We start from the raw sequence: 20,793 nt of genomic DNA, 5'->3' as shown, positions 1-20,793 counted from the left end.
AACAAGAGTGGGGGCGTCGCGCCGCGCGAAGTGGATCTTCTTGGAAGCCGTGGCGCCGCGTGTATGGGCACACGGCGCCGTCTCAGTGTGCCATATCTTCGCCGCGCACCGGAAAACCGGCCTCGGCGAGGACCTTCCGGTCATGTGCGTCGAGGGCGTCCGGATCAAGGCGGGCGAGCAGTTCGGGGCGGTTGCGCGCGGTGCGGCGGAGCGCCTCGTCGCGCCGCCAGCGGGCGATCGCCCCGTGGTGCCCCGAGAGCAGGATGTCCGGAATTGGACGTTCGCGCCAGACCGGTGGCTTGGTGTAGACGGGCCCCTCGAGGAGGGACTCCATCGCGCCGGGGGCGAACGAGTCGTCGGCGACCGAGTCGGCGTTGCCGAGCACCCCCGGGAGCAGCCGTCCGACGGCCTCGACCATGACCAGCACCGCGACCTCGCCGCCGGCGAGCACGAAGTCGCCGAGGCTGACCTCGTCGACCGGCATCCTGGTACGGGCCTCCTCGACCACCCGGGAGTCGATCCCCTCGTAGCGACCGCAGGCGAAGAGCAGCCGGGGCTCGGCCGCGTACTGGGTCGCGAGGGCCTGGGTGAACGGCCGCCCGCTGGGGGTCGGCACGACCAGGCGGGGGACCTCGCCGCCGGCGGGCGCGAGGGTGTCAAGGGCCTCGCCCCACGGCTCGGGCTTCATCACCATGCCGGGGCCGCCGCCGTACGGGGTGTCGTCGACCGTGCGGTGCCGGTCGTGCGCCCATTCCCGCAGATCGTGCAGGTGGACGTCGAGCAGCCCGTTGCGGCGGGCCTTGCCCAGCAGGGAGACCTCCAGCGGAGCGAAGTACTCCGGGAAGATCGAGACGATGTCGATTCTCATGATTCGCCGAGGAGCCCGGGGGGCGGGTCGATGACGAGCCGCCCCCCGGGAACGTCCACCTCGGGGACGAGCGCGGCCACGAAAGGCACCAGCACATCGTCCCCGCCGGTCCGGCGCACGACCAGGAGGTCCTGGCCGTGGTGCAGGATCTCGGTGATCGTGCCGACCTCGGCGCCCTCGGCGGTGACCACGGCGAGCCCGACCAGTTCCTGGTCGTGGTAGTCGTCGGGGTCGTCGGTCGAGGGGATGTCGGTGGGGTCGACGACGAGCCACGTGCCGCGGAGCTCCTCCGCGGCGGTGCGGTCGTCGACCCCGGCGAAGCGCACGAGCAGGCGCCCCGAATGCCAGCGAGCACGCTCGATGGTGAGCGGGCCGGTGGCCGCCGGGTCGGTGGTGAGCGAGGTTCCCGGCGCGAACCGGGCCTCGGGATCGTCCGTGCGGACGTCGATCGTGTTCTCACCGCGGATCCCGTGCGGCCGGCCGATCCGGCCCACCACGAGGGGCTCGCTCATCGGGTCTGCTCCGTCAATCGCCGGTCGCCCAGGGGTCCCCCGGTACGGGCTGCCGGGCCGGGGCCGCGTCGCCGCGGCCGCCGGGCCGTCCCACGCCGGAGGGTCCCCCGGCACTCCCCGCATCGCTGCGGATGCCGGAGGGCCACTCAGCGGACCTCGTTGACGTCGAGCAGGTCCACGCGCACGTAGCGTCCCCCGGAGAGGGCGCTGATCACTGTGCGCAGGGCCTTGGCGGTACGACCGCTGCGGCCGATGACCTTGCCGAGGTCCTCGGGGTGCACGCGCACCTCCAGGACCCGGCCGCCCCTGATCCGGCGGGCGCGAACCCGGACGTCGTCCGGGTTCTCGACGATCCCGCGGACCAGGTGCTCGAGCGCTTCTTCGAGCACGTCAGCCCTCGCTCTTGACTTCGGTGGTCTCGGCCTTGGCCTCGGTGTCCTCGGCCTTGGCCTCGGTCTTCTTCGGCTCGGCCTTCTTCTTGGCCTTGGCCGCGGGGGCGGCGGCCGGGGCGTCGCCCATGGACTCCTTGACCGCGGCCTCGAAGACGGCCTTCTTGTCGGCCTTGGGCTCGGCCACCCGGAGGGTGCCCTCGGCGCCCGGCTCGCCCTTGAACTTCTGCCAGTCGCCGGTGATCTTCAGCAGGCTGAGGACCGGCTCGGTCGGCTGCGCGCCGACGCCCAGCCAGTACTGCGCGCGCTCGGAGTCGATCTGGATGAGCGACGGCTCCTGCTTGGGCTGGTAGAGCCCGATCTCCTCGATGGCCCGGCCGTCACGCTTGGTACGGGCATCGGCGACGACGATCCGGTACTGCGGGTTCCGGATCTTCCCCAGACGCTTGAGCTTGATCTTGACTGCCACGAGAGTGGTGTACTCCAGACTTCATTTACAGGGTGAGCAGGCCGTACCCAGGTGGGGAACACCGGTGACCGGCCGCTCGATGGACTCCGGCCGCACAGGACGAGAGAGGGCGCCTTGGCGAATCCGGGGTTTCCAGCCTGCCATTCTGCCAGACGATGGCGGTGAAAGCGCAATCGTACGGTGACACGCGGCGACTTCTCTGCGTGACCGTCCGGTGGACGCTGAGTCGATCATGCCGGGACCGCCGGGGCGTGGCGTGGTCCACCGTGGCGTGCGGCGTCACCCGCTGAGGCATGCGGCGTCACCCACCGTGGCGTGCGGCGCGACCCGCCGCGGCGCGCCGCGGGCCGTCTCGGCGTGGCGAACGGGGGTGCCGGGCTTGCCGGGCGTGCCAGGGTGCCGGGCGCGTCCCGGCGCCGCTGAGAGCGGCGGCGGGACGCGGCGCGGTCACTTCTTCTTGCGGCCCTGGAGCTTGCCGAGGTCGGGCATCTGGAGGCCGGGGGGCAGCTGGCCGCCGCCCAGGCCCGGCGGGAGGCCGCCGGGACCGCCCAGGCCGGGCGGGAGGCCCTTCGGGGCGGCGTCGGGCGCGGTGGTCTGCTCCTCGGCCTGCTTGCCGCCGGCCTGGCGCTTGCGCGGGTCGCCGCTGCGCTGCTTGCCCTTCTTGCCCTTGGCCGCCTTCGCCGCCTTGGTGGCCTTGCGGCGACCGCCCGGCATGCCGGGGATGCCCATGCCGCCGGCCATCTGGCGGACCATCTTCTGCGCGTCGAAGAAGCGGGTGACCAGGCTGTTGACCTCGCCGACGGTGACGCCGGAGCCGCCCGCGATGCGGGCCCGCCGGGAGCCGTTGATGATCTTGGGGTTGCCGCGCTCCTGCGGGGTCATCGAGCGGATGATCGCCGCGACCCGGTCCAGGTCCTTGTCGTCGATCTGGCCGACCTGGTCGCGGACCTGCCCCATGCCGGGCATCATGCCGAGCAGGTTGCCGATCGGCCCGAGCTTGCGGATCATCATCATCTGCTCGAGGAAGTCCTCGAGGGTGAAGTCCTCGCCCGAGGCGAACTTGCTGGTCATCTTCTCGGCCTGGGCGGTGTCGAACGCCTGCTCGGCCTGCTCGATCAGGGTGAGCACGTCGCCCATGTCGAGGATCCGACCGGCCATCCGGTCGGGGTGGAAGACGCTGAAGTCCTCGAGCTTCTCGCCGGTCGAGGCGAACATGATCGGCCGGCCGGTGATGTGCCGGACCGACAGCGCGGCGCCGCCGCGCGCGTCGCCGTCGAGCTTGGTGAGCACGACGCCGTCGAAGCCGACGCCGTCCATGAACGCCTGGGCGGTGTTGACCGCGTCCTGGCCGACCATGGCGTCGACGACGAACAGGACCTCGTCGGGCTTGACCGCGTCGCGGATGTCGATGGCCTGCTGCATCATCTCGGCGTCGACGCCGAGGCGGCCGGCGGTGTCGACGACGACCACGTCGTGCTGGGCGTGCTTGGCCTGCTCGATGGAGCGGCGGGAGACCTCGACCGGGTCGCCGACGCCGCTGCCCGGCTCGGGCGCGAAGACCGGCACGCCGGCGCGCTCGCCGACGACCTGGAGCTGCTGGACGGCGTTGGGCCGCTGGAGGTCGGCCGCGACCAGGAGCGGGGCGTGCCCCTCGGCCTTGAGCCACTTGGCGAGCTTGCCCGCCAGGGTGGTCTTGCCCGCGCCCTGGAGGCCCGCGAGCATGATCACGGTGGGCGGGTTCTTGGCGTACCGGACCCGGCGCGTCTCGCCGCCGAGGATGTTGACGAGCTCCTCGTTGACGATCTTGACGACCTGCTGGGCCGGGTTCAGCGCCTGGGAGACCTCCGATCCCCGGGCGCGTTCCTTGACCTGCCCGATGAAGTCCTTGACCACGGGCAGTGCCACGTCGGCCTCGAGCAGCGCGACACGGATCTCGCGGGCCGTCGCGTTGATGTCGGCCTCGGAGAGCCGGCCCTTGCTGCGCAACGACGAAAAGACCGTCGTCAACCGGTCGGAGAGCGTCTCGAACACGTGTCTGGACCGTCCTTGGAAAGCTTCTGGGATCGCCTATCAGACTATCGGGTCGACGGCCGGGTCCCGCCCGCCCGAGCACAGCGGATCTCCCGGGCCGTCCGGACGGCGCCCGCGCCCTAGCGGAGCGCGGACATGACCTGGGTGCGGGCGGCCGACAGCGCGGCGGGCTCGGTGAGCGGGCGGCCCGTCCCGTCCACCACGTAGAAGACGTCCACCGCCTCGGCCCCCAGCGTGTCGACCTGGGCGGCGCGGACGTGGAGGCCGCAGGAGCCCAGGGCCTGGCCGATGCGCCACAGGAGGCCGGGTCGGTCGTGCGCGCGCACCTCGACGACCGTGGCGGTGCTGGACGCGTCGTCGACGATCGTCACGCGGGGCGGCGGGACGGTGGCGCCCGGCCGGATCCGGACGGCCCGCGCGCGCCGGTCGAGGCGGGCGGCCACGTCGAGCCGGTCGGCGAGCATGCGGCGCAGGTCGGCTTCGAGGGTCGCGGGGTCGGGCGGGGTGCCGTACTCGGGGACGGCGGTGAAGTCGAGGACGGCGGTCTCGGCGCCGGGGGCGGTGACCGCCCGGGCGGTCCGGACGACGAGGCGGTGCAGGGCCAGGATGCCCGCCGCGCGCCAGAGCAGGCCGGGCCGGTCGGGGGCCGAGATCGTGACGCGGGACCCGGCGACGCGGACCGATCCCCCGTCGTGGCGGGCCAGGGCGAGCTGCCCGGGGGTGAGCACGGGCGCAGGCGGGGGCGTGCCGCCGGAGAGGGCCGCGGTGGCGCGCCGGGCCAGCTCGGCGACGAGGCGCGCCTTCCAGGCTCCCCAGGCGGCGGGGCCGGTGGCCCTGCCGTCGGCGATCGCGAGGGCGGCGAGGAGCTCGATGGTCTCGCCCGCGCGGCCTGGGACGGCGGAGACGGCGGCGGTGACGGTGCGGAGGGTCATCGGGTCGTCGATGTCGCGGCGGGTGGCGGTCTCGGGGAGCAGCAGGTGGCGGCGGACGACCGTTTCGAGGACGCGCACGTCGCCGTCCTCGAAACCGAGCCGGACGGCCATGGTGCGCGCGACGCCGGCGCCGCTGACGGAGTGGTCGCCGGTATGGCCCTTGCCGATGTCGTGCAGCAGGGCGCCGATCAGGAGCAGGTCGGGGCGGGCGACCTCGCGGGTGAGGGCGGCGGCTCCGGCGGCGGCCTCGACGAGGTGCCGGTCGACGGTGAAGCGGTGCACGGGGTTGCGCTGGGGCCGGTTGCGGACGCGTTCCCACTCGGGGAGCAGCCGGACGATCAGCCCGGCCTGGTCGAGGGCCTCCCAGACGCCGATGGCGGCGGGGCCCGCGCCGAGCAGCGACACCAGGGCGTCGCGGGCCGCGGCGGGCCAGGGCGGCGCCGGGAGCGCGGCGCGTTCGGCCAGCCGGTCGACGGTCGCGGGGGCGAGCGGCAGGCCGGCCTGCGCGGCGGACGCGGCGACCCGCAGCACCAGCGCCGGGTCGTCCAGGTCGGCGCCGCGGGCGAGGACGACCTCGCCCTCGTGCTCGACGGCGCCGTCACCGACGGGCCTGCGCTCGACGCCGCGCCGTCCTGGTGCGGCCCCCGACGCCGGGACGGACACGGCCGCCGGCACGCGCGGCGCGCAGAAGCGTTCGACCCGCCGCCAAAGGTTGTCGCCGACGTAGGTGATGGTGCGGGCGGCCTCGGTGACGGCGCGCTGAAGCACGTTGGCGTCGGGCAGGCCGAGGGCCTGCGCGACGGCGTCCTGTTCCTGGAGGACGAGGCGGTCTGACGAGCGTCCGGTGGCGTCGTGCAGTACGTGCCGGACGTCCAGCAGGAGGTCGTGGGCGGCGCGGACGCGTTCGTCCGGGGCGGACGCCACCCAGGAGGCGGCCACCGCCTGCATGACGTGCACGTCGCGGAGGCCGCCGTGGGCCTCCTTGAGGTCGGGTTCGAGGAGGAACGCCAGCTCGCCCTGCGTCTCCCAACGTGCCCGGCACATCCGGGCCAGCTCGGCGAGGCGGACCCGGGCGTCGGCGCGCCAGTCGGCCAGGACGGCGGCGCGCAGCTCGTCCACGAGCGCGTGCTCCCCGGCGACGCGGCGGGCGGAGAGCAGGCCGAGCGCCGCCTTCATGTCGCCGCGCGCGACGGTGCGGGCCTCGTGCAGAGTGCGGACCGAGTGGTCGAGCCGCAGCCCGGAGTCCCAGACCGGGTACCAGACGCGGTCGGCGATCTCGGCGACGTCGGCCCGGCCTCGGTGCAGCAGCACCAGGTCCAGGTCGCCGCCGGGGGTCAGCTCGCGGCGGGCGTGGCCGCCCACCGCGACGAGCGCGACGTCCTCGAGGCCGGGCGCGGCGAGGAGGCCGGTGAGCCAGCGGTCGAGGTCGTCGGAGCGGCCGGTCCGCGCCGCCGCGAGGGCCGCGCGGACCGCCTGGGCGGCCTGGGCCGCGCCGCCGCCGGTGGTGCCGGTGGCGCGGCCGGAGGCGGGCGGGCCGGGCGTTCCGTGAGCGAGGACCACTCCGCTCCCTACAGGGCTTCCGGGCCGGTCTCGCCGGTGCGGACGCGGACCACCGTCTCCACCGGGACCGCCCAGACCTTGCCGTCACCGATCTTGTCGGTGCGGGCGGCCTTGACGACGACGTCGATGATGTCCTCGGCGTCCTCGTCGTCGACCAGGACCTCGACCCGCAGCTTGGGCACCAGGTCCACCTTGTACTCGGCGCCCCGGTAGACCTCGGTGTGCCCCTTCTGCCGGCCGAAGCCGCTGGCCTCGCTGACGGTCAGGCCCCTGACCCCGAACGCCTCCAGAGCGGTCTTGACCTCGTCGAGCTTGAACGGCTTGATGACCGCCGTGATGAGCTTCATCCCTGTGCCTCGACCTTCTTGGGAGTCCCGTCGCCGACCGGCGCGGACGGGGGCACCGCGGCGGTCGCCCCGGTGCGGACGGTGCCGAAGTCGTACGCGGTCTCCGCGTGCGCGGCGCTGTCGATGCCGGTGATCTCATCCTCCTCGCTGATCCGGAAGCCCATCACCTTGTCGATGACCTTGGCGATGACGAACGTCACGACGAAGGAGTAGACGAGCGTCGCCAGGACCGCCACCGCCTGCTTGCCGAGCAGCCCGAGCCCGCCGCCGGCCAGCAGGCCGTCCGCGCCCGCGTCGTTCACCGAGGTGGTGGCCAGGATGCCGATCAGCAGGGCGCCGACGATGCCGCCGACCATGTGCACGCCGACCACGTCGAGCGAGTCGTCGTACCCGAGCTTGTACTTCAGGCTGACCGCGAACGCGCAGACCGCGCCGGCGGCCAGGCCGATGACGATCGCGCCGAGCGGGGTGACGAAGCCGCAGGCCGGGGTGATCGCGACCAGGCCGGCCACCACGCCGGACGCGATGCCGAGCGTGGTGGAGCTGCCGTCGCGGAGCTTCTCCACCACGATCCAGGCGAAGGCCGCCGCGCAGGTCGCGACCAGGGTGTTGATGAAGGCGACCGCCGCGGTGCCGCCGGCGCCGAGCGCCGAGCCGGCGTTGAACCCGAACCAGCCGAACCACAGCAGCCCGGCACCGAGCAGGACGAACGGCAGGTTGTGCGGGCGCATCGGGTCCTTCGGCCAGCCCTTGCGCCTGCCGAGGACCAGCACCAGGGCCAGGGCCGCCACGCCGGCGTTGATGTGCACCACCGTGCCGCCCGCGAAGTCGAGCGCCCCGAGGTCGAAGAGCCAGCCGGACGCGCCGCCGTCCTTGCCGTCCGACCACCAGACCCAGTGCGCGATCGGGATGTAGACCAGGGTGACCCAGACCAGGGTGAACACGACCCAGGCCCCGAACTTGGCACGGTCCGCCACGGCGCCGCTGATCAGCGCGACGGTGATGATGGCGAAGGTGGCCTGGAACGCCACGAACACCAGCTGCGGGATGCCGGACCCGTCGCCCGCCGTCGTCACCTTCTCCAGCCCGACCAGGCCCCAGTCGCCGAACCCGCCGATGAACGAGCTGAGCCCGCCGCCGGTGAACGCGAGGGAATAGCCGTAGACGACCCAGAGCATGCCCACCACGGCGATGCTGACGAAGCTCATCATCATCATGTTGAGCACGCTCTTGGCCCGGCTCATGCCTCCGTAGAAGAAGGCCAGGCCCGGTGTCATCAGCAGGACGAGCGCGGCACTCGTCAGCATCCAGGCGGTGCTACCGCTATCGATCTTCATCTCGGGAAGAGTCCCTCCTCGCAGGGAACTTGAACTGCTCCAGAGACTCTTCCGTGGCGGTTTCACCTGAAAGGCCCTTGCGTTTCCACTATGTGAAACCCAACCCGGGTGTGTTTCGACGATGTTTCCGAGTCCTCACATCGCCTATTCCGCCGCCGATACGGCCGGAATTAAAGATTCACCAAAAGCGACGCCCCGCGCGCATCGCATGATGCGCGCGGGGCGTCGGTGACGTACGGGACGGGTGGGACGGGCGGTCAGTCGCCCAGGATCGCCTCGACGAAGGCCTCCGGCTCGAACGGCGCGAGGTCGTCGGGGCCCTCGCCCAGGCCGACCAGCTTCACCGGGACGCCGAGCTCGCGCTGCACCTGGACGACGATGCCGCCCTTGGCGGTGCCGTCGAGCTTGGTCAGCACCACGCCGGTGATGTTGACGACCTCGGCGAACACGCGGGCCTGCTGCATCCCGTTCTGGCCGGTGGTCGCGTCCAGGACCAGCAGCACCTCGTCGACCTCGGCCTGCTTCTCGACCACCCGCTTGACCTTGCCGAGCTCGTCCATCAGCCCGGTCTTGGTGTGCAGCCGGCCGGCGGTGTCGACGATGACGGTGTCGACCTTGCTGTCGATGCCCTGCTTCACCGCGTCGAAGGCGACGCTGGCCGGGTCGGCGCCCTCGTCGCGCCGGACGACCTGGGCACCGACGCGCGACCCCCACGTCTCCAACTGGTCGGCGGCGGCGGCGCGGAAGGTGTCGGCGGCGCCGAGCAGGACGGTGCGGCCGTCTCCGACCAGCACCCGGCCCAGCTTGCCGCAGGTGGTGGTCTTGCCGGTGCCGTTGACCCCGACGACCATCACGACGGCCGGCTTGTTGCCGTGCGGCTCGGTGTGCAGCGTGCGGTCGAGGTCGGCGCCGATCTGCTTGACCAGCTCCTCCTTGAGCAGGCCGCGCACCTCGGCGGGGCTGCGGGTGCCGAGGACCTGGACCCGGGTGCGCAGGTCGTCGGTGATCTGCCGGGCCACCGCGGCGCCCATGTCGGCGGTGATCAGCGTGTCCTCGATCTCCTCCCACGCGTCGTCGTCGAGCGTCTCGCGCGCCAGCAGGACGAGGAGGGTCTTGCCGAAGGTGTTCTGGGAGCGGGCGAGCCGGGCGCGCAGCCGGACCAGCCGGCCGGCGCCGGGCGGGGGCCGCTCGATCTCGACCGCGGGCGGCGCGGCGGTCGCCGCGGCGGCCGGCGGCGCCCGTTCGGCGGTGGGCGCCTCCTGATCCGTGGCCCCTGCGGCGGTGGCCCCGCCGGGGAGGATGTCGGCGGGCCGTTCGGCGGGCTCGACGGGCGGGCGGGGCCTGCGGCGGCCGGGCCGCAGGAACACGACGCCGCCGACGATCAGGGCGAGGGCGGCCAGCCCGGCGATGAGGATCAGATATTCCATAACCACCCCAGTTTTCCAGACCGGCACCGGTGCGCCGAACACACTCCGCTCGTCCACCGGTCACGCGGTCTTGTGATCGTCCCGGAACGCGGGGCGCGTTCGGGGCGACGACAGTTGTTGATCAAGAAGGAATTTCCAGCCCTCCGGATCACCAATTCCGGCCGGGCGGCGGCGGCGATCCAGCGGCCGAGCCCGTCCGCCGCCTCCTCCGGATCCCCGGCCCGCAGCGCGATGCGCGCGTGCTCCCGGACGGCGCCGGTCAGGCCGGCTCTTGCTCGCGCAGCCGCTGGCTGACGACCTGGGTGACGCCGTCGCCGCGCATGCTGACGCCGTAGAGCGCGTCGGCGCCCTCCATCGTCCGCTTCTGGTGGGTGATGACGATCAGCTGGGACGACTCGCGCAGCTCCTCGAACACGGTGATCAGCCGCTGCGTGTTGGTGTCGTCCAGCGCCGCCTCGACCTCGTCGAGCACGTAGAACGGCGACGGGCGGGCCTTGAACACCGCGACCAGGAACGCGATCGCGACCAGCGACCGCTCGCCGCCCGACAGCAGCGACAGCCGCTTGACCTTCTTGCCCGGCGGGCGCGCGGCGACCTCGACGCCGGTGGCGAGCAGGTCGTCGGGCTCGGTGAGCGACAGGCTGCCCTCGCCGCCCGGGAACAGCCGCGCGAAGATCCGCTCGAACTCGCGGGCGGTGTCCTCGTAGGCGGAGGCGAACACCGCCTGCACCCGGTCGTCGACCTCCTTGACGATGTCGAGCAGGTCGCGGCGGGTCTTCTTGAGGTCCTCAAGCTGCGAGGTGAGGAAGGCGTGCCGCTCCTCCAGCGCCGCGAACTCCTCCAGCGCCAGCGGGTTGACCTTGCCGAGCTGGTTGAGCTGCCGCTCGGCGGCCTTGGCGCGCTTCTCCTGCACCGTCCGGTCAAAGGGGACGGGCCGCGCGTCCTCGGACTCGGCCTCGGGGCCCGTCGGCGGGACGAGCTGGTCGGGCCCGTACTCCGCCACCAGCGAGCCGACCTCCAGCCCGAACTCCTCCAGCGCCCGCTGCTCGAGCTGCTCCAGCCGGAGCCGCTGCTCGGCGCGCGCGACCTCGTTGCCGTGGACCACGTTGACCAGCCGTTCGAGCGTGCCCGACAGGTCGCGCACCTGGGTGCGGACGACCCTGAGCTCGGCCTCACGGGCGGCGCGGGCGCGTTCGGCCGCCTCGCGCCGCTCGATCGCCGACTCCAGCGACGTCTCGATGCCCCGCAGCGCGAACCGGCTGCCCTTCAGGACCGCCTCGGCGATCCTGGCCTGCTGCTCGCGGCGGGCGCGGCGGCGGGCGGCCAGGGCCCGCTCCTCCCGTTCGCGGCGGGCCCCGCGCTCCAGCGCGTCGGCGCGGCCGGTGATCGCCTGGACCCGCTCCTCGGCGGTGCGGACCGACAGCCGCGACTCCATCTCGGCGGAGCGCAGCTCCTGCGTGCGGGCGTTCAGCTCGTCGCGGGCGCCGGTGTCGTACCCGGCCTCCTCGGCGACCTCCGCGGCCTCCTCGGACTCGGCCAGCCGGACCGCCAGCTCCTCGGCCGCCGCGGTGTCGCTCTCCAGGGACTCGCCCGCGGCGTCCAGCGCCTTGGTGAGGCGCTCGGCCTCGCCCCGGGCGGCGCGGACGTCGGCCTCCAGCCGGGCGGCGCGCTTGGCCTCCTGCGCGGCCCGCGCGTCGAACTCGCGGACCCGGGACCGCACCCGGTCGAGCTCGGACTGGGCCTGGTTGACCCCGGCCTGCGCCTGGGTGACGGCCGCCTGCGCCTCGTCGAGCGCGCCCTGGGCGGCCTGCTCGCGTTCGGTGCCGCCGGTGAGCGCGTCCGCGCTCTGCTCGGCGGCGGTCTCGGCGGCGGCGAGATCCTCGGTGGCCTGGTCGAGCGTGGCGCGCATCTGCAACAGGCTCTGCGCTGCTCCGCCACCGCCACCCTGCGCCCAGTGCGCGCCGACGAGCTCACCGCCGCGGGTGACGGCCCGCAGGCCCGGTTCGCGCCGGACGAGCCCGGCGGCGGCGGCCACGTCGTCCACCACGGCCACGTCGCCCAGCAGGTGCTCCAGCGCGGGCCGCACGGCGTTGGGGACGGTCACCGCGTCGATCGCTCGGTCGACGCCCGGGACCTCCGGCGCCCTCGCCGCGCCGCCGCCGCCGCCGACCACCAGTCCCGCCCGTCCGGCGTCGCGGTCCCGCAGCAGCGCCAGGGCCGCCTCGGCGGTGTCGAGCGAACCGACCGCGATGCCCTCGGCGGCGTTGCCGAGCGCCGCCGCCACGGCCGTCTCGTACCCGGGCCGGACGGTCAGCAGCGACGCGACCGTGCCCAGCACCCCGGCGATCGACCCGTCCGCCGCGGCGGCGAGGAGCGCCTCGCCGCCGTCGGCGGCGCTCGCCAGGGTCAGGTCGAGGGCCTCGATCCGGGCTCCGAGCGCGGTGACCCGCTTCTGCGCGGCCTGGTCGGCGGAACGGGCCGCGGTGACCGCCGCGCGGGCGTCCTTCAGCTCCTGGCGCGGCCCGTCGACCGCCGCCCGCGCGGCCTCGGCCGCGTCCTTCGCCGTGGCGAGGGCCTCCTGGACCGCCTCATGCTCGGCGGCCAGCTCCGGGTCCTCGACGACCTCGGCCTCGAACGCCTCGAACTCGGCCTGGGCGCCCTCGGCGCGCTGCCCGGCCTCGTCGCGGGCGTCGGCGAGCCGGCCGATCTCGGACCGTCCGGCCTGGGCCTTGCTGCGCAGCGCCTCGACCCGGCCGCGCAGCCGGGCCAGCTCCTCGCGGCGGTCGGCGGCGGCGCGGACGGCGGCCTGGAGCCGGCGCTCCTCGGCGCCGAGGGCCTCCTCGGCGCCCGAGCGCTCCTCGACCGCGCGGGCCAGCGCGTCCTCGGCCTCGTCGAGCGCGGCGCGCAGCATCTCCTCCTGCTCGCGGATCCCGGCGGCCTCGCGCTCCATGTCCTCGGGGTCACGGCCGCGCCGCTCCTCGTCGCGCGCCTCGGAGGCGTTGCGGTGCCGTTCGGCGGCGAGGTCGGCGACGCCGCGCAGGCGCTCCTTCAGCGCCGACAGCCGGAACCACGTGTCCTGGACCTGCGCCAGCCTGGGCGCCTCGGCGGTCTCCTCGGCCTCCAGGACGGCCTCGCGCTCCTGCGCCCCCGCCAGGGCCCGCTCGGTCTCGGTGCGGCGCGCGCGGATCGCCGCCTCGTCGGCGGCCTCCTGCTCCAGCCTGGTGCGCAGCGTCACCAGGTCGTCGGCCAGCAGCCGGATCCGCGCGTCGCGCAGGTCGGCCTGGATGACGGCCGCCCGGCGCGCGAGCTCGGCCTGCCGGCCGAGCGGCTTGAGCTGGCGGCGCAGCTCGCCGGTGAGGTCCTGGACGCGGGTCAGGTTGGCCTGCATCGCGTCCAGCTTGCGCAGCGCCTTTTCCTTCCGCTTTCGGTGCTTGAGGACCCCGGCGGCCTCCTCGATCACCGCGCGGCGCCCCTCGTTGCCCGAGTGCAGCACCCGGTCGAGCTGGCCCTGCCCGATGATCACGTGCATCTCGCGGCCGATGCCCGAGTCCGACAGCAGCTCCTGGATGTCGAGCAGCCGGCACGGGTCGCCGTTGATGGCGTACTCGCTCTGCCCCGACCGGAACATCAGCCGGCTGATCTTGACCTCGGTGTAGTCGATCGGCAGCGCGCCGTCGGAATTGTCGATGGTCAGCACCACCTCGGCCCGCCCGAGCGGCGCCCGGCTGGCGGTGCCGGCGAAGATGACGTCCTCCATCTTGCCGCCGCGCAGCGACTTGGCGCCCTGCTCCCCCATCACCCACGCGAGCGCGTCGACGACGTTGGACTTGCCCGACCCGTTCGGGCCGACGACGGCGGTGATGCCCGGCTCGAACTTCAGCGTGGTGGAGGACGCGAAGGACTTGAAGCCGCGCAGCGTCAGGTTCTTCAGATACACGCGCTCGCCGTCCTCCTCCGGGAATGGCGCAGGGGGCCGCTTCCCCCTGACGTCCTGCCTCGACCGGGACCGGTGGGCCTCCTCGGGAGGCCGCCGCGCCCCCGTCCCGTCCCGGCGCACGCCCGGGAGCCCGTCGAACGATACCGGCCGGGGCCCCGCGAGCCCGGCAACCGGACCGGATACGGGAAATCGAGGGATCGGGAAGATCGCGGCTTGGGTCGTCGCGGGCGGGTCGCGGGCCCAGCGGCCCGTTCGCGGGGTGGCCGAACGGACCCGCCGCCGGGTGGACCCCCGGCCGGCGGGCGGAATGTTCGGCGGATGTCAGGTAGGGCGTAACGGACATGCCGTGCCCGGCCGCCTGCCCTTCCGGGCCGCCGCCCGGCGCCCGCCGAAGCGGCGGGCAAAAAGAAGGGACGCCTTCACACGGCGTCCCTGTCCTGGTTCTCGAAAAAGGCGCCGATCAGGTCAGCGCCGGTTCACGTTCCTTCACTGCGAGCGACATCACGTCGTCGTCCGGAGCCGTCGCGAGCGCGTCGTTCTCTGCCTGAAGCCGCACGAGCTCGGCTTCCAGATCACGTACGCGCTGCTGAAGGCGCCGCATCTCCGCGACCATCCGGGGGTCGGGACCGCCGACGTGGCCGAGTAGAGCCTTCGCCATGACTAAAGGTCCTCCACGCTGAGTAACCAGCAGGGATCGCGCACAAAGAGCAACCGAGGTTGGTGCGCGTATCGTCTAGAGTCGCACCGGCCAGTGTCCTGGTCAAGACGCACATCACGGGCCGGTAACAACCTGTCGGCACTAGTTTAGCAGGTACAAACCGGAATTCCCTACCCGATCACCGTTCCAGGAAACCGGGCGCCTCTCCGCGCGGCTCACTCCACCGTTCGGCGACCCCCGCGACGTGCCCCGGCGTGCCCGGACCGCGCAGCAGTTCGAGCATCCGCTCGCACGACGCGCGCGGCCCCTCGGCCACCACCTCGACCCGTCCGTCCCGCAGGTTGGTGGCGCTGCCGTCCAGACCGAGCTCCAGGGCACGGGCCCGGACCCACCAGCGGAAGCCCACGCCCTGCACCCGGCCGCGGGCCCAAGCGGTCAAGCGTACGGTCTGGTCGTCCATCGTGGGGTCCGTTCGGTTAGTAGCGCGCGCGGCGCGGACGCGGCTGGCACGTCGGGCAACTGTAGGAGGAGCGGTTCATGAACTCGTCGCGCCGGATCGGCGTGCCGCAGCGGCGGCACGGCTCGTCCCGCCGCCCGTAGGCGTCGAGCGACCGTTCGAAGTAGCCGCTCTCACCGTCGACGTCGACGTAGAGGTTGTCGAAGGACGTCCCGCCGACCGCGAGCGCGGCCGACATGACCTCGCGCGCCGCCGTGAGCACCCGGCCCGCCTCGGCCCGGGTGAGCGTCTCGGTGGGCCGCGCCCAGTGCAGCCGGGCCCGCCACAGCGCCTCGTCGGCGTAGATGTTGCCCACCCCGCTGATCAGCGACTGGTCGAGCAGGGCGCGCTTGAGGCCGGTCTGGCGGCGGCGCAGCGCGCGGAAGAACGCCTCCTCGTCGAACGCCTCCTCCAGCGGGTCGGCGCCGATGTGCGCGATCGTCGCGGGGACCGGCGCGCCGCCACCGCCGCCGGTGACGGTGTCGGGCACCAGGTCGGAGACCATGAGGTGCCCGAACGTCCGCTGGTCGACGAAGCGCAGGTCGCGACCGCCGTCGGTGAAGGTGATCCGCACCCGCAGATGCTTCTCCCACTCGCGGTCGGGCTCGCCCACCAGGAGCTGGCCGCTCATGCCCAGATGCGCCAGCAGCGCCTCCGCGGGCGCCCGCCCCTCCCCGCCGCCGCCGGACCCGGTCCCGGCGGGCAGCGCGCATTCTGGGGCCTCGTGCGGGGCGTCGTCGGCCAGCGGCAGCCACAGGTACTTGCCGCGGCGGCGCGGAGGCCGCACGGTGCGTCCGGCGAGCCGCCCGGCGAAGTCGGCCGGACCCGTCTCGTGCCTGCGGACGGCCCTCGGGTGCAGCACCTCGGCCGCCGCGATCGTCCGGCCGGTCGCCCAGCGTTCGAGCCCCCGCCGGACGACCTCGACCTCGGGCAGCTCAGGCACCGGCCGGACCCGCCGGGCGGATGCCGTCGCCGCCGGTCCCGACCCCGGCCCCGGCGTCGGAGGAGGAGCCGGAGTCGCGCGCCACGACGATCTCGCGGATCGCGTTCCAGGCGGCCTCGGCGGCGTGCTGCTCGGCCTCCTTCTTGCTGCGGCCCTCGCCCGCCCCGTAGGTGGTGCCGGCGACCCGCACCGAGGCGCGGAACGTCTTCTGGTGGTCAGGGCCGCTCTCGGCGACGTGGTACTCGGGCACGCCGAGCTCCTCGACCGCCGTCAGCTCTTGCAGCGAGGTCTTCCAGTCGAGGCCCGCGCCCAGCCCCGCCGAGCGGGCGATGAGCCCGTCGAAGAGCCGGTGCACCAGGGCGGACGCCTCGTCCAGGCCCTGGTCGAGATAGACGGCGCCGATCAGCGCCTCCAGCGTGTCGGCGAGGATCGAGGACTTGTCCCGGCCGCCGGTGCCCTCTTCGCCCCGGCCGAGCCGGATGTGGGCGCCGACGCCCAGGGAGCGGGCGACGCCCGCCAGGGCCCGCATGTTGACCACCGCGGCGCGCAGCTTGGCGAGCTGCCCCTCGGGAAGGTCGGGGTGCCCCCGGAACAGGGTGTCGGTGACGACGAGCCCCAGCACCGAGTCGCCCAGGAACTCCAGGCGCTCGTTGGTGGGCAGGCCGCCGTTCTCATAGGCGTACGAACGGTGCGTAAGCGCCCGTTCGAGCAGGGAAGCGGTGACCTCCACGCCGAGCGCGCTGCTCAGTTCCGCGCGATCCGGCACCGGACCGGACTTCTTACCGCTCACAGGCCCTCCTCACAGGCCGGGCGCCGCGGGGTGCGCGGTCGCCGTCATGGCGCGTGACGGCCTGGGGCGCGGACGCACGGCGGGAGGAGAGGTCCTCGAAGACGAGGTGCGCGCCGGTGGTCAATCCCGGCGTGCACCACGGCTCCGGGCTCCGGTCCTCTGCCGGTCACCACGCCGACGTCACCCGCCGGGTGGTCGATGCCCGGCACCTTGAGGGGCGGGCCGCGTCACGTACGCGGATCCGCCCCCCAGGATGCGAAAGAGCTCAGGCCGACGGGGCGATGACCTGCCGCCGGTCGTAGGTGCCGCACGTCGCACACGCGGTGTGGGGCAGCTTCTTGTCGCGGCAGGTCGGGCAGTCGACCAGGGTCGGAACCGCGGTCTTCCACTGCGAACGCCGGTGCCGCGTGTTGCTGCGCGACTTCTTGCGCTTGGGGACGGCCACGTCAGCCCTCCTGCTTTCCGTATCGTGGGTCGAATGGACTGCGGGGGAAGATTATCCCCCGCTCCCCGCGTCGGGGGAGCCCGGCTCCGTCTCCGCGTCGGTACGCGGGACATCGCCGGTCAAGCCCTTGAGCGCCGCCCACCGGGGGTCGGCGACATCATGGTGGTGGTCAGGTCCGGCGTCGGCCAGCCTGGCACCGCACTCCGTGCACAGGCCGGGACAGTCGTCCCGGCACAGCGGGGACAGCGGCAGCGCGAGCACCACCGCGTCCCGGAGCAGCGGCTCGAGGTCGATCAGGTCGTCCTCGAGGCGCAGCTCGTCGTCGCCCGCATTCCCGCCGGAGCGGGTGTCAGGATAGACGAAGAGCTCCTGGAAGTCCGCCTCGAAGCTCGAGGCGATCGGGTCGAGGCAGCGCGCGCACTCCCCTTCGAGGGGGACCGTCGCGGTGCCCGTGAGCAGCACCCCCTCCAGGACCGCCTCGAGCCGCAGTTCCAGCTCGATGGCCGCACCCTCGGGGACGCCGAGCATCTCGACGCCGAAATTCTCCGGAGCCGGCACGGACAGGCGCTTCTCCTTCGACGATCCGGGTTGCCTGCTCAGCGCTCGGGTATCGAGCACGAGCGGGGCGTGGGGATCGAGGCGGGACAGCGGATTCCTGCTTTCGTGAGGCATGGCGAATGACGACCGTCGTTCACGGCCGCTGTCCAGGGTACCGAACGACGGCACGTGCCCGGACCCCCGCCCCTCGGGCCGGACCGGGTCAGGACTCCTGGAGGCGCTTGACGAGCCGTTCGTGGACCGGATCGGGGATCAGCCCGGACACGTCCCCGCCGTACTTGACGATCTCCTTCATCAGGGACGAGGAGAGGTAGGAGTACAGCGGGTTGGTCGACATGAACATGGTCTCCACGCCCGCCATGCGGTGGTTCATCTGGGCCATCTGGAGCTCGTACTCGTAGTCGCTGACCGCGCGCAGGCCCTTGACGATCACCGGGATGTCGCTCTGCCGGCAGAAGTCCACCAGCAGCCCGTGCCATTTGTCGATCTTGACGTTGCCGTACTCCCTGGTCACCTCGCCGAGCATCTCGATGCGCTCGTCGACGGTGAACAACCCCTGCTTGGTCTTGTTGATCATCACCGCGACGACCACCTCGTCGAAGAGCCGGGAGGCGCGGCTGATGATGTCGAGATGTCCGTTGGTGACGGGATCGAATGAGCCGGGACAAACGACACGGCGCACGAGGGACTCCATCCTTGCGAGTGACCTTCTGTGCAGGTGGGCGCCTGCGGCGCGACCGTACCAAACCGTCCCGAAGCCGCCTTCACCCGGGCTCAGCCGCCCAGTCGTCCGATGATGTCCGCCGCGATCGGGCCCGACTCGATCCCGTACCCGTCGGCCTCCGTCATGACCGCCACCGCGTAGCGCGGGTCGGTCTTCGGTCCGAAGCCGATGAACCAGCGGTCGTTGTAGCCGGCGTTCTCGATGTCGGCGGTGCCGGTCTTGCCGCCGGCGATCGGACCGCCCTGGAGCCGCTTGCCGGTGCCCTTGGTGATCACCGCCCGCATCATCGCGCGCAGCTCGGCCGCCTGGCCGGAGGTCAGCGCCTGCGAGAGCCTGCTCGCGGACGTCTCGTCCACCACCGCCCCGTCCGGGCCGCGGACCTTGCCGACCAGGTACGGCCGCATGACCTTGCCGTCGTTGATCGCGGCCGAGGCGACCAGCGCCATCTGGAGCGGGGTCGCGACCGTGCTGCCCTGCCCGATCGAGCCGAGCGCGCTGAGCGAGGGCTGGTCGGTCTTCGGGAACGAGCTGGCGGCACCGGACAGGCCCTTCCCGGCCCCGATCCCGTGGTAGAAGCCGAAGCGGGCCGCCTGCTCGGCGACGGCGGTGTTGCCGGGCTTCTCGGCACCCATGAACGCGAACGTGGTGTTGCACGACTGGGCATAGGAGTCGATCAGGGGGATCGCCGGGAGGTCGCACTGGCCGCCGATGTCGCCCACGTCGTTGTTGATCGCCTGCCCCGCCCCCGCCGGACGGTAGCTGCGGCCCGCCCTGACCTGCTCGTCGCCGGACGAGCCCGCGGCGAGGGCGGCCGCCACGACCACCGTCTTGAACGTGGATCCCGGCGGGAACACCTCGTTGGCCGCCTTGTTGAGCAGGGGCTTGAGCGGCTGGGCGTTCAGCCGGGTGAAGGCGGCCTGGGCCTTCTTGGCGTCGGGGACGGCCACATCGTTGGCGTCGTAGGACGGGGTGGAGGCCATCACCAGGATCGCCCCGGTGCGGGCGTCCATCGCGACGGCCGCGGCGCGCCGGGCCCCGCTCCCCTTGAGCGCGGCGTAGGCCGCCCGCTGGGCCTTGGGGTCGATCGTGGTCTCCACGGTGCCGCCCCCGACCCGCTTGCCGATGATCCGGTTGACCAGGTCGGTGGTGGCCAGCCGCGGGTCGGTGCCGTCGAGCACGTGGTTCTCGGCGCTCTCCAGGCCGGTCTGGGAGAACAGCGAGAAGTAGCCGGTGATCGGCGAGAAGATCGCGCTCTCCTTGTAGCGGCGCTGGAAGCGCTTGCCCGCGACCGGCACCGACCAGGCCAGCCGCTCGCCGCCGGCGACGATCGGGCCGCGGTCGATCTTGTCGCGCTCGGCGTACTGCCGGCCGTTGAGCGCGTCGTCGCGCAGGTTCTGTGCCTCGAAGCCCTGGACGTAGGTGACGTTGACCATGAGCGCCAGGCCCATCAGCAGCGCCAGGATCCAGGTCCGTCCCAGGGCCTTGTCGATACCGGACCTCAAGCCGACCAGCTCCCCGAAGCTGAAACGATCACTCATCCTGGTGCCGGCGGAAGACGGACTCCGCGGCCTTCGGCCCGGCCGCCGTGCCCTGGCCCTACGTCCCGCCTTCAGCCCTGCCCTTGGGCCTTGCCCTGCCCCTCCCCTCTTGCCCCGGCCGGTCCCGCTGAACCGGCCGGCCGGGCGTCACCCGTCGGTGCGGCCGTACCAGAACACCGCTTCACCGTAACTCCGGTCGCGTTCGGCGGAGTAGCCCGGGGGCCACGCCAGCGCGGCCCCGCGCACGGACCGCTCGACCACGACCAGCGCGTCCGGGGCGGTCCACCCGTTGTCGCGCAGCGCCTCCAGCAGCGCGGTGACGGCCTCGTCCCCCAGTGCGTAGGGCGGATCGGCGAAGATCAGGTCGTACGGCGCGGAGGGGGGACGGCGGACGAGCCGCTCGACCCGGTCGGCGCAGGGCTGCGCGCCGGGCAGGCCGAGCGCGTCGGCGTTCTGCCTGATCACCTTGGCCGCGCGCGGATGCGACTCGACCAGCAGCGCGTGCGCCGCGCCCCGGGAGAGCGCTTCGAGGCCCACCGCGCCGGATCCGGCGAACAGGTCGGCGACGCGCAGCCCGTCGAGGGGGCCGAGCAGCGCCTGCACGGTGGAGAACAGGCCCTCCCGGGCCCGGTCGCTGGTCGGCCGGGTGTCCCGACCCGGTGGTACGGCGAGCCTCCGCCCGCCTGCGCTTCCCGCGATGACCCTGGTCATCCGTCAAGTATCGGGGTGCCGCCGGACCACCCGGCACCCCGGCCGGATTTCCACGAGAAAGGTCAACAAAGGCACCGGGCGCCGCTTGTGGACCTCCACCAAATACCGCCGTCGCTGTTCA

The 20,793-nt window shown here is 73.2% G+C and carries 19 protein-coding genes; all 19 read right to left on the bottom strand.

What is annotated here, in order from left to right:
• Positions 1-82: 82 nt before the first annotated feature.
• Positions 83-868, bottom strand: coding sequence for a tRNA (guanosine(37)-N1)-methyltransferase TrmD (trmD, locus tag OHA34_RS33030; protein WP_329519867.1), 786 nt, complete (start codon positions 866-868; stop codon positions 83-85).
• Positions 865-1,380, bottom strand: coding sequence for a ribosome maturation factor RimM (gene rimM, locus OHA34_RS33025; RefSeq protein WP_285937404.1), 516 nt, complete (start codon positions 1,378-1,380; stop codon positions 865-867). Before rimM ends, trmD begins: the two co-directional genes overlap by 4 nt.
• Before the next feature lie 146 nt (positions 1,381-1,526).
• A complete protein-coding gene (locus OHA34_RS33020) occupies positions 1,527-1,769 on the bottom strand; it encodes an RNA-binding protein (protein WP_021598307.1) in 243 nt (80 codons plus the stop codon).
• Position 1,770: 1 nt separating this feature from the next.
• Complete coding sequence (rpsP, locus tag OHA34_RS33015) at positions 1,771-2,238, bottom strand: 30S ribosomal protein S16 (RefSeq protein ID WP_329519866.1); 468 nt, start codon at positions 2,236-2,238, stop codon at positions 1,771-1,773.
• A 447-nt stretch (positions 2,239-2,685) separates the two neighbouring features.
• On the bottom strand, positions 2,686-4,269 hold the full coding sequence (ffh, locus tag OHA34_RS33010) for a signal recognition particle protein (RefSeq protein ID WP_285937407.1): 1,584 nt from the start codon (positions 4,267-4,269) through the stop codon (positions 2,686-2,688).
• A 119-nt stretch (positions 4,270-4,388) separates the two neighbouring features.
• The gene (locus OHA34_RS33005) at positions 4,389-6,761 is read right to left on the bottom strand and encodes a [protein-PII] uridylyltransferase (protein ID WP_329519865.1); all 2,373 of its coding nucleotides are present in this window, start codon (positions 6,759-6,761) and stop codon (positions 4,389-4,391) included.
• Between the two features lie 8 nt (positions 6,762-6,769).
• Positions 6,770-7,108, bottom strand: a complete 339-nt coding sequence (locus tag OHA34_RS33000; RefSeq protein WP_285937409.1) for a P-II family nitrogen regulator — start codon at positions 7,106-7,108, stop codon at positions 6,770-6,772.
• The gene (locus tag OHA34_RS32995; protein WP_285937410.1) at positions 7,105-8,445 is read right to left on the bottom strand and encodes an ammonium transporter; all 1,341 of its coding nucleotides are present in this window, start codon (positions 8,443-8,445) and stop codon (positions 7,105-7,107) included. The genes OHA34_RS33000 and OHA34_RS32995 overlap by 4 nt, the downstream gene beginning before the upstream one ends.
• A 257-nt stretch (positions 8,446-8,702) precedes the next feature.
• A complete protein-coding gene (gene ftsY / locus OHA34_RS32990) occupies positions 8,703-9,872 on the bottom strand; it encodes a signal recognition particle-docking protein FtsY (protein WP_285937411.1) in 1,170 nt (389 codons plus the stop codon).
• A gap of 259 nt (positions 9,873-10,131) precedes the next feature.
• Positions 10,132-13,809 carry a chromosome segregation protein SMC gene (gene smc, locus OHA34_RS32985; protein ID WP_329519864.1) on the bottom strand — a complete coding sequence of 1,226 codons (3,678 nt, stop codon included), beginning with the start codon at positions 13,807-13,809 and terminating at the stop codon, positions 10,132-10,134.
• A 460-nt stretch (positions 13,810-14,269) separates the two neighbouring features.
• On the bottom strand, positions 14,270-14,467 hold the full coding sequence (locus OHA34_RS32980) for a hypothetical protein (RefSeq protein WP_160819579.1): 198 nt from the start codon (positions 14,465-14,467) through the stop codon (positions 14,270-14,272).
• A gap of 178 nt (positions 14,468-14,645) precedes the next feature.
• Complete coding sequence (locus OHA34_RS32975; protein ID WP_285937413.1) at positions 14,646-14,927, bottom strand: acylphosphatase; 282 nt, start codon at positions 14,925-14,927, stop codon at positions 14,646-14,648.
• A gap of 16 nt (positions 14,928-14,943) precedes the next feature.
• Positions 14,944-15,906 (bottom strand): bifunctional DNA-formamidopyrimidine glycosylase/DNA-(apurinic or apyrimidinic site) lyase, encoded by a 963-nt coding sequence (mutM, locus tag OHA34_RS32970; RefSeq protein WP_329519863.1) that lies wholly within the window; start codon positions 15,904-15,906, stop codon positions 14,944-14,946.
• Positions 15,899-16,696 carry a ribonuclease III gene (gene rnc, locus OHA34_RS32965; RefSeq protein WP_329519862.1) on the bottom strand — a complete coding sequence of 266 codons (798 nt, stop codon included), beginning with the start codon at positions 16,694-16,696 and terminating at the stop codon, positions 15,899-15,901. The genes mutM and rnc overlap by 8 nt, the downstream gene beginning before the upstream one ends.
• A 265-nt stretch (positions 16,697-16,961) precedes the next feature.
• Positions 16,962-17,141, bottom strand: a complete 180-nt coding sequence (gene rpmF / locus OHA34_RS32960; protein WP_285937416.1) for a 50S ribosomal protein L32 — start codon at positions 17,139-17,141, stop codon at positions 16,962-16,964.
• Between the two features lie 51 nt (positions 17,142-17,192).
• Complete coding sequence (locus tag OHA34_RS32955) at positions 17,193-17,813, bottom strand: YceD family protein (protein ID WP_285937417.1); 621 nt, start codon at positions 17,811-17,813, stop codon at positions 17,193-17,195.
• 88 nt (positions 17,814-17,901) lie between these two features.
• Positions 17,902-18,381 carry a pantetheine-phosphate adenylyltransferase gene (gene coaD, locus OHA34_RS32950; protein WP_285937418.1) on the bottom strand — a complete coding sequence of 160 codons (480 nt, stop codon included), beginning with the start codon at positions 18,379-18,381 and terminating at the stop codon, positions 17,902-17,904.
• A 92-nt stretch (positions 18,382-18,473) separates the two neighbouring features.
• Positions 18,474-19,961 (bottom strand): penicillin-binding transpeptidase domain-containing protein, encoded by a 1,488-nt coding sequence (locus OHA34_RS32945; RefSeq protein ID WP_285937419.1) that lies wholly within the window; start codon positions 19,959-19,961, stop codon positions 18,474-18,476.
• Between the two features lie 147 nt (positions 19,962-20,108).
• Complete coding sequence (rsmD, locus tag OHA34_RS32940; RefSeq protein WP_285937420.1) at positions 20,109-20,672, bottom strand: 16S rRNA (guanine(966)-N(2))-methyltransferase RsmD; 564 nt, start codon at positions 20,670-20,672, stop codon at positions 20,109-20,111.
• Positions 20,673-20,793 lie beyond the last annotated feature (121 nt).

It is taken from the genome of Spirillospora sp. NBC_01491, from assembly GCF_036227065.1.
GTDB classification, from domain to species: domain Bacteria; phylum Actinomycetota; class Actinomycetes; order Streptosporangiales; family Streptosporangiaceae; genus Spirillospora; species Spirillospora xylanilytica.
This window is presented reverse-complemented; position numbering and strand designations above follow the sequence as displayed.

Bases quoted from the DNA above. Each gene is read 5' to 3' on its own strand.
- OHA34_RS32975 (WP_285937413.1), bottom strand. From the start codon at position 14,927: ATGGACGACCAGACCGTACGCTTGACCGCTTGGGCCCGCGGCCGGGTG.
- OHA34_RS32995 (WP_285937410.1), bottom strand. From the start codon at position 8,445: ATGAAGATCGATAGCGGTAGCACCGCCTGGATGCTGACGAGTGCCGCG.
- trmD (WP_329519867.1), bottom strand. From the start codon at position 868: ATGAGAATCGACATCGTCTCGATCTTCCCGGAGTACTTCGCTCCGCTG.
- OHA34_RS33000 (WP_285937409.1), bottom strand. From the start codon at position 7,108: ATGAAGCTCATCACGGCGGTCATCAAGCCGTTCAAGCTCGACGAGGTC.
- ftsY (WP_285937411.1), bottom strand. From the start codon at position 9,872: ATGGAATATCTGATCCTCATCGCCGGGCTGGCCGCCCTCGCCCTGATC.
- rimM (WP_285937404.1), bottom strand. From the start codon at position 1,380: ATGAGCGAGCCCCTCGTGGTGGGCCGGATCGGCCGGCCGCACGGGATC.
- OHA34_RS32945 (WP_285937419.1), bottom strand. From the start codon at position 19,961: ATGAGTGATCGTTTCAGCTTCGGGGAGCTGGTCGGCTTGAGGTCCGGT.
- OHA34_RS32955 (WP_285937417.1), bottom strand. From the start codon at position 17,813: ATGCCTCACGAAAGCAGGAATCCGCTGTCCCGCCTCGATCCCCACGCC.
- OHA34_RS32980 (WP_160819579.1), bottom strand. From the start codon at position 14,467: ATGGCGAAGGCTCTACTCGGCCACGTCGGCGGTCCCGACCCCCGGATG.
- rsmD (WP_285937420.1), bottom strand. From the start codon at position 20,672: ATGACCAGGGTCATCGCGGGAAGCGCAGGCGGGCGGAGGCTCGCCGTA.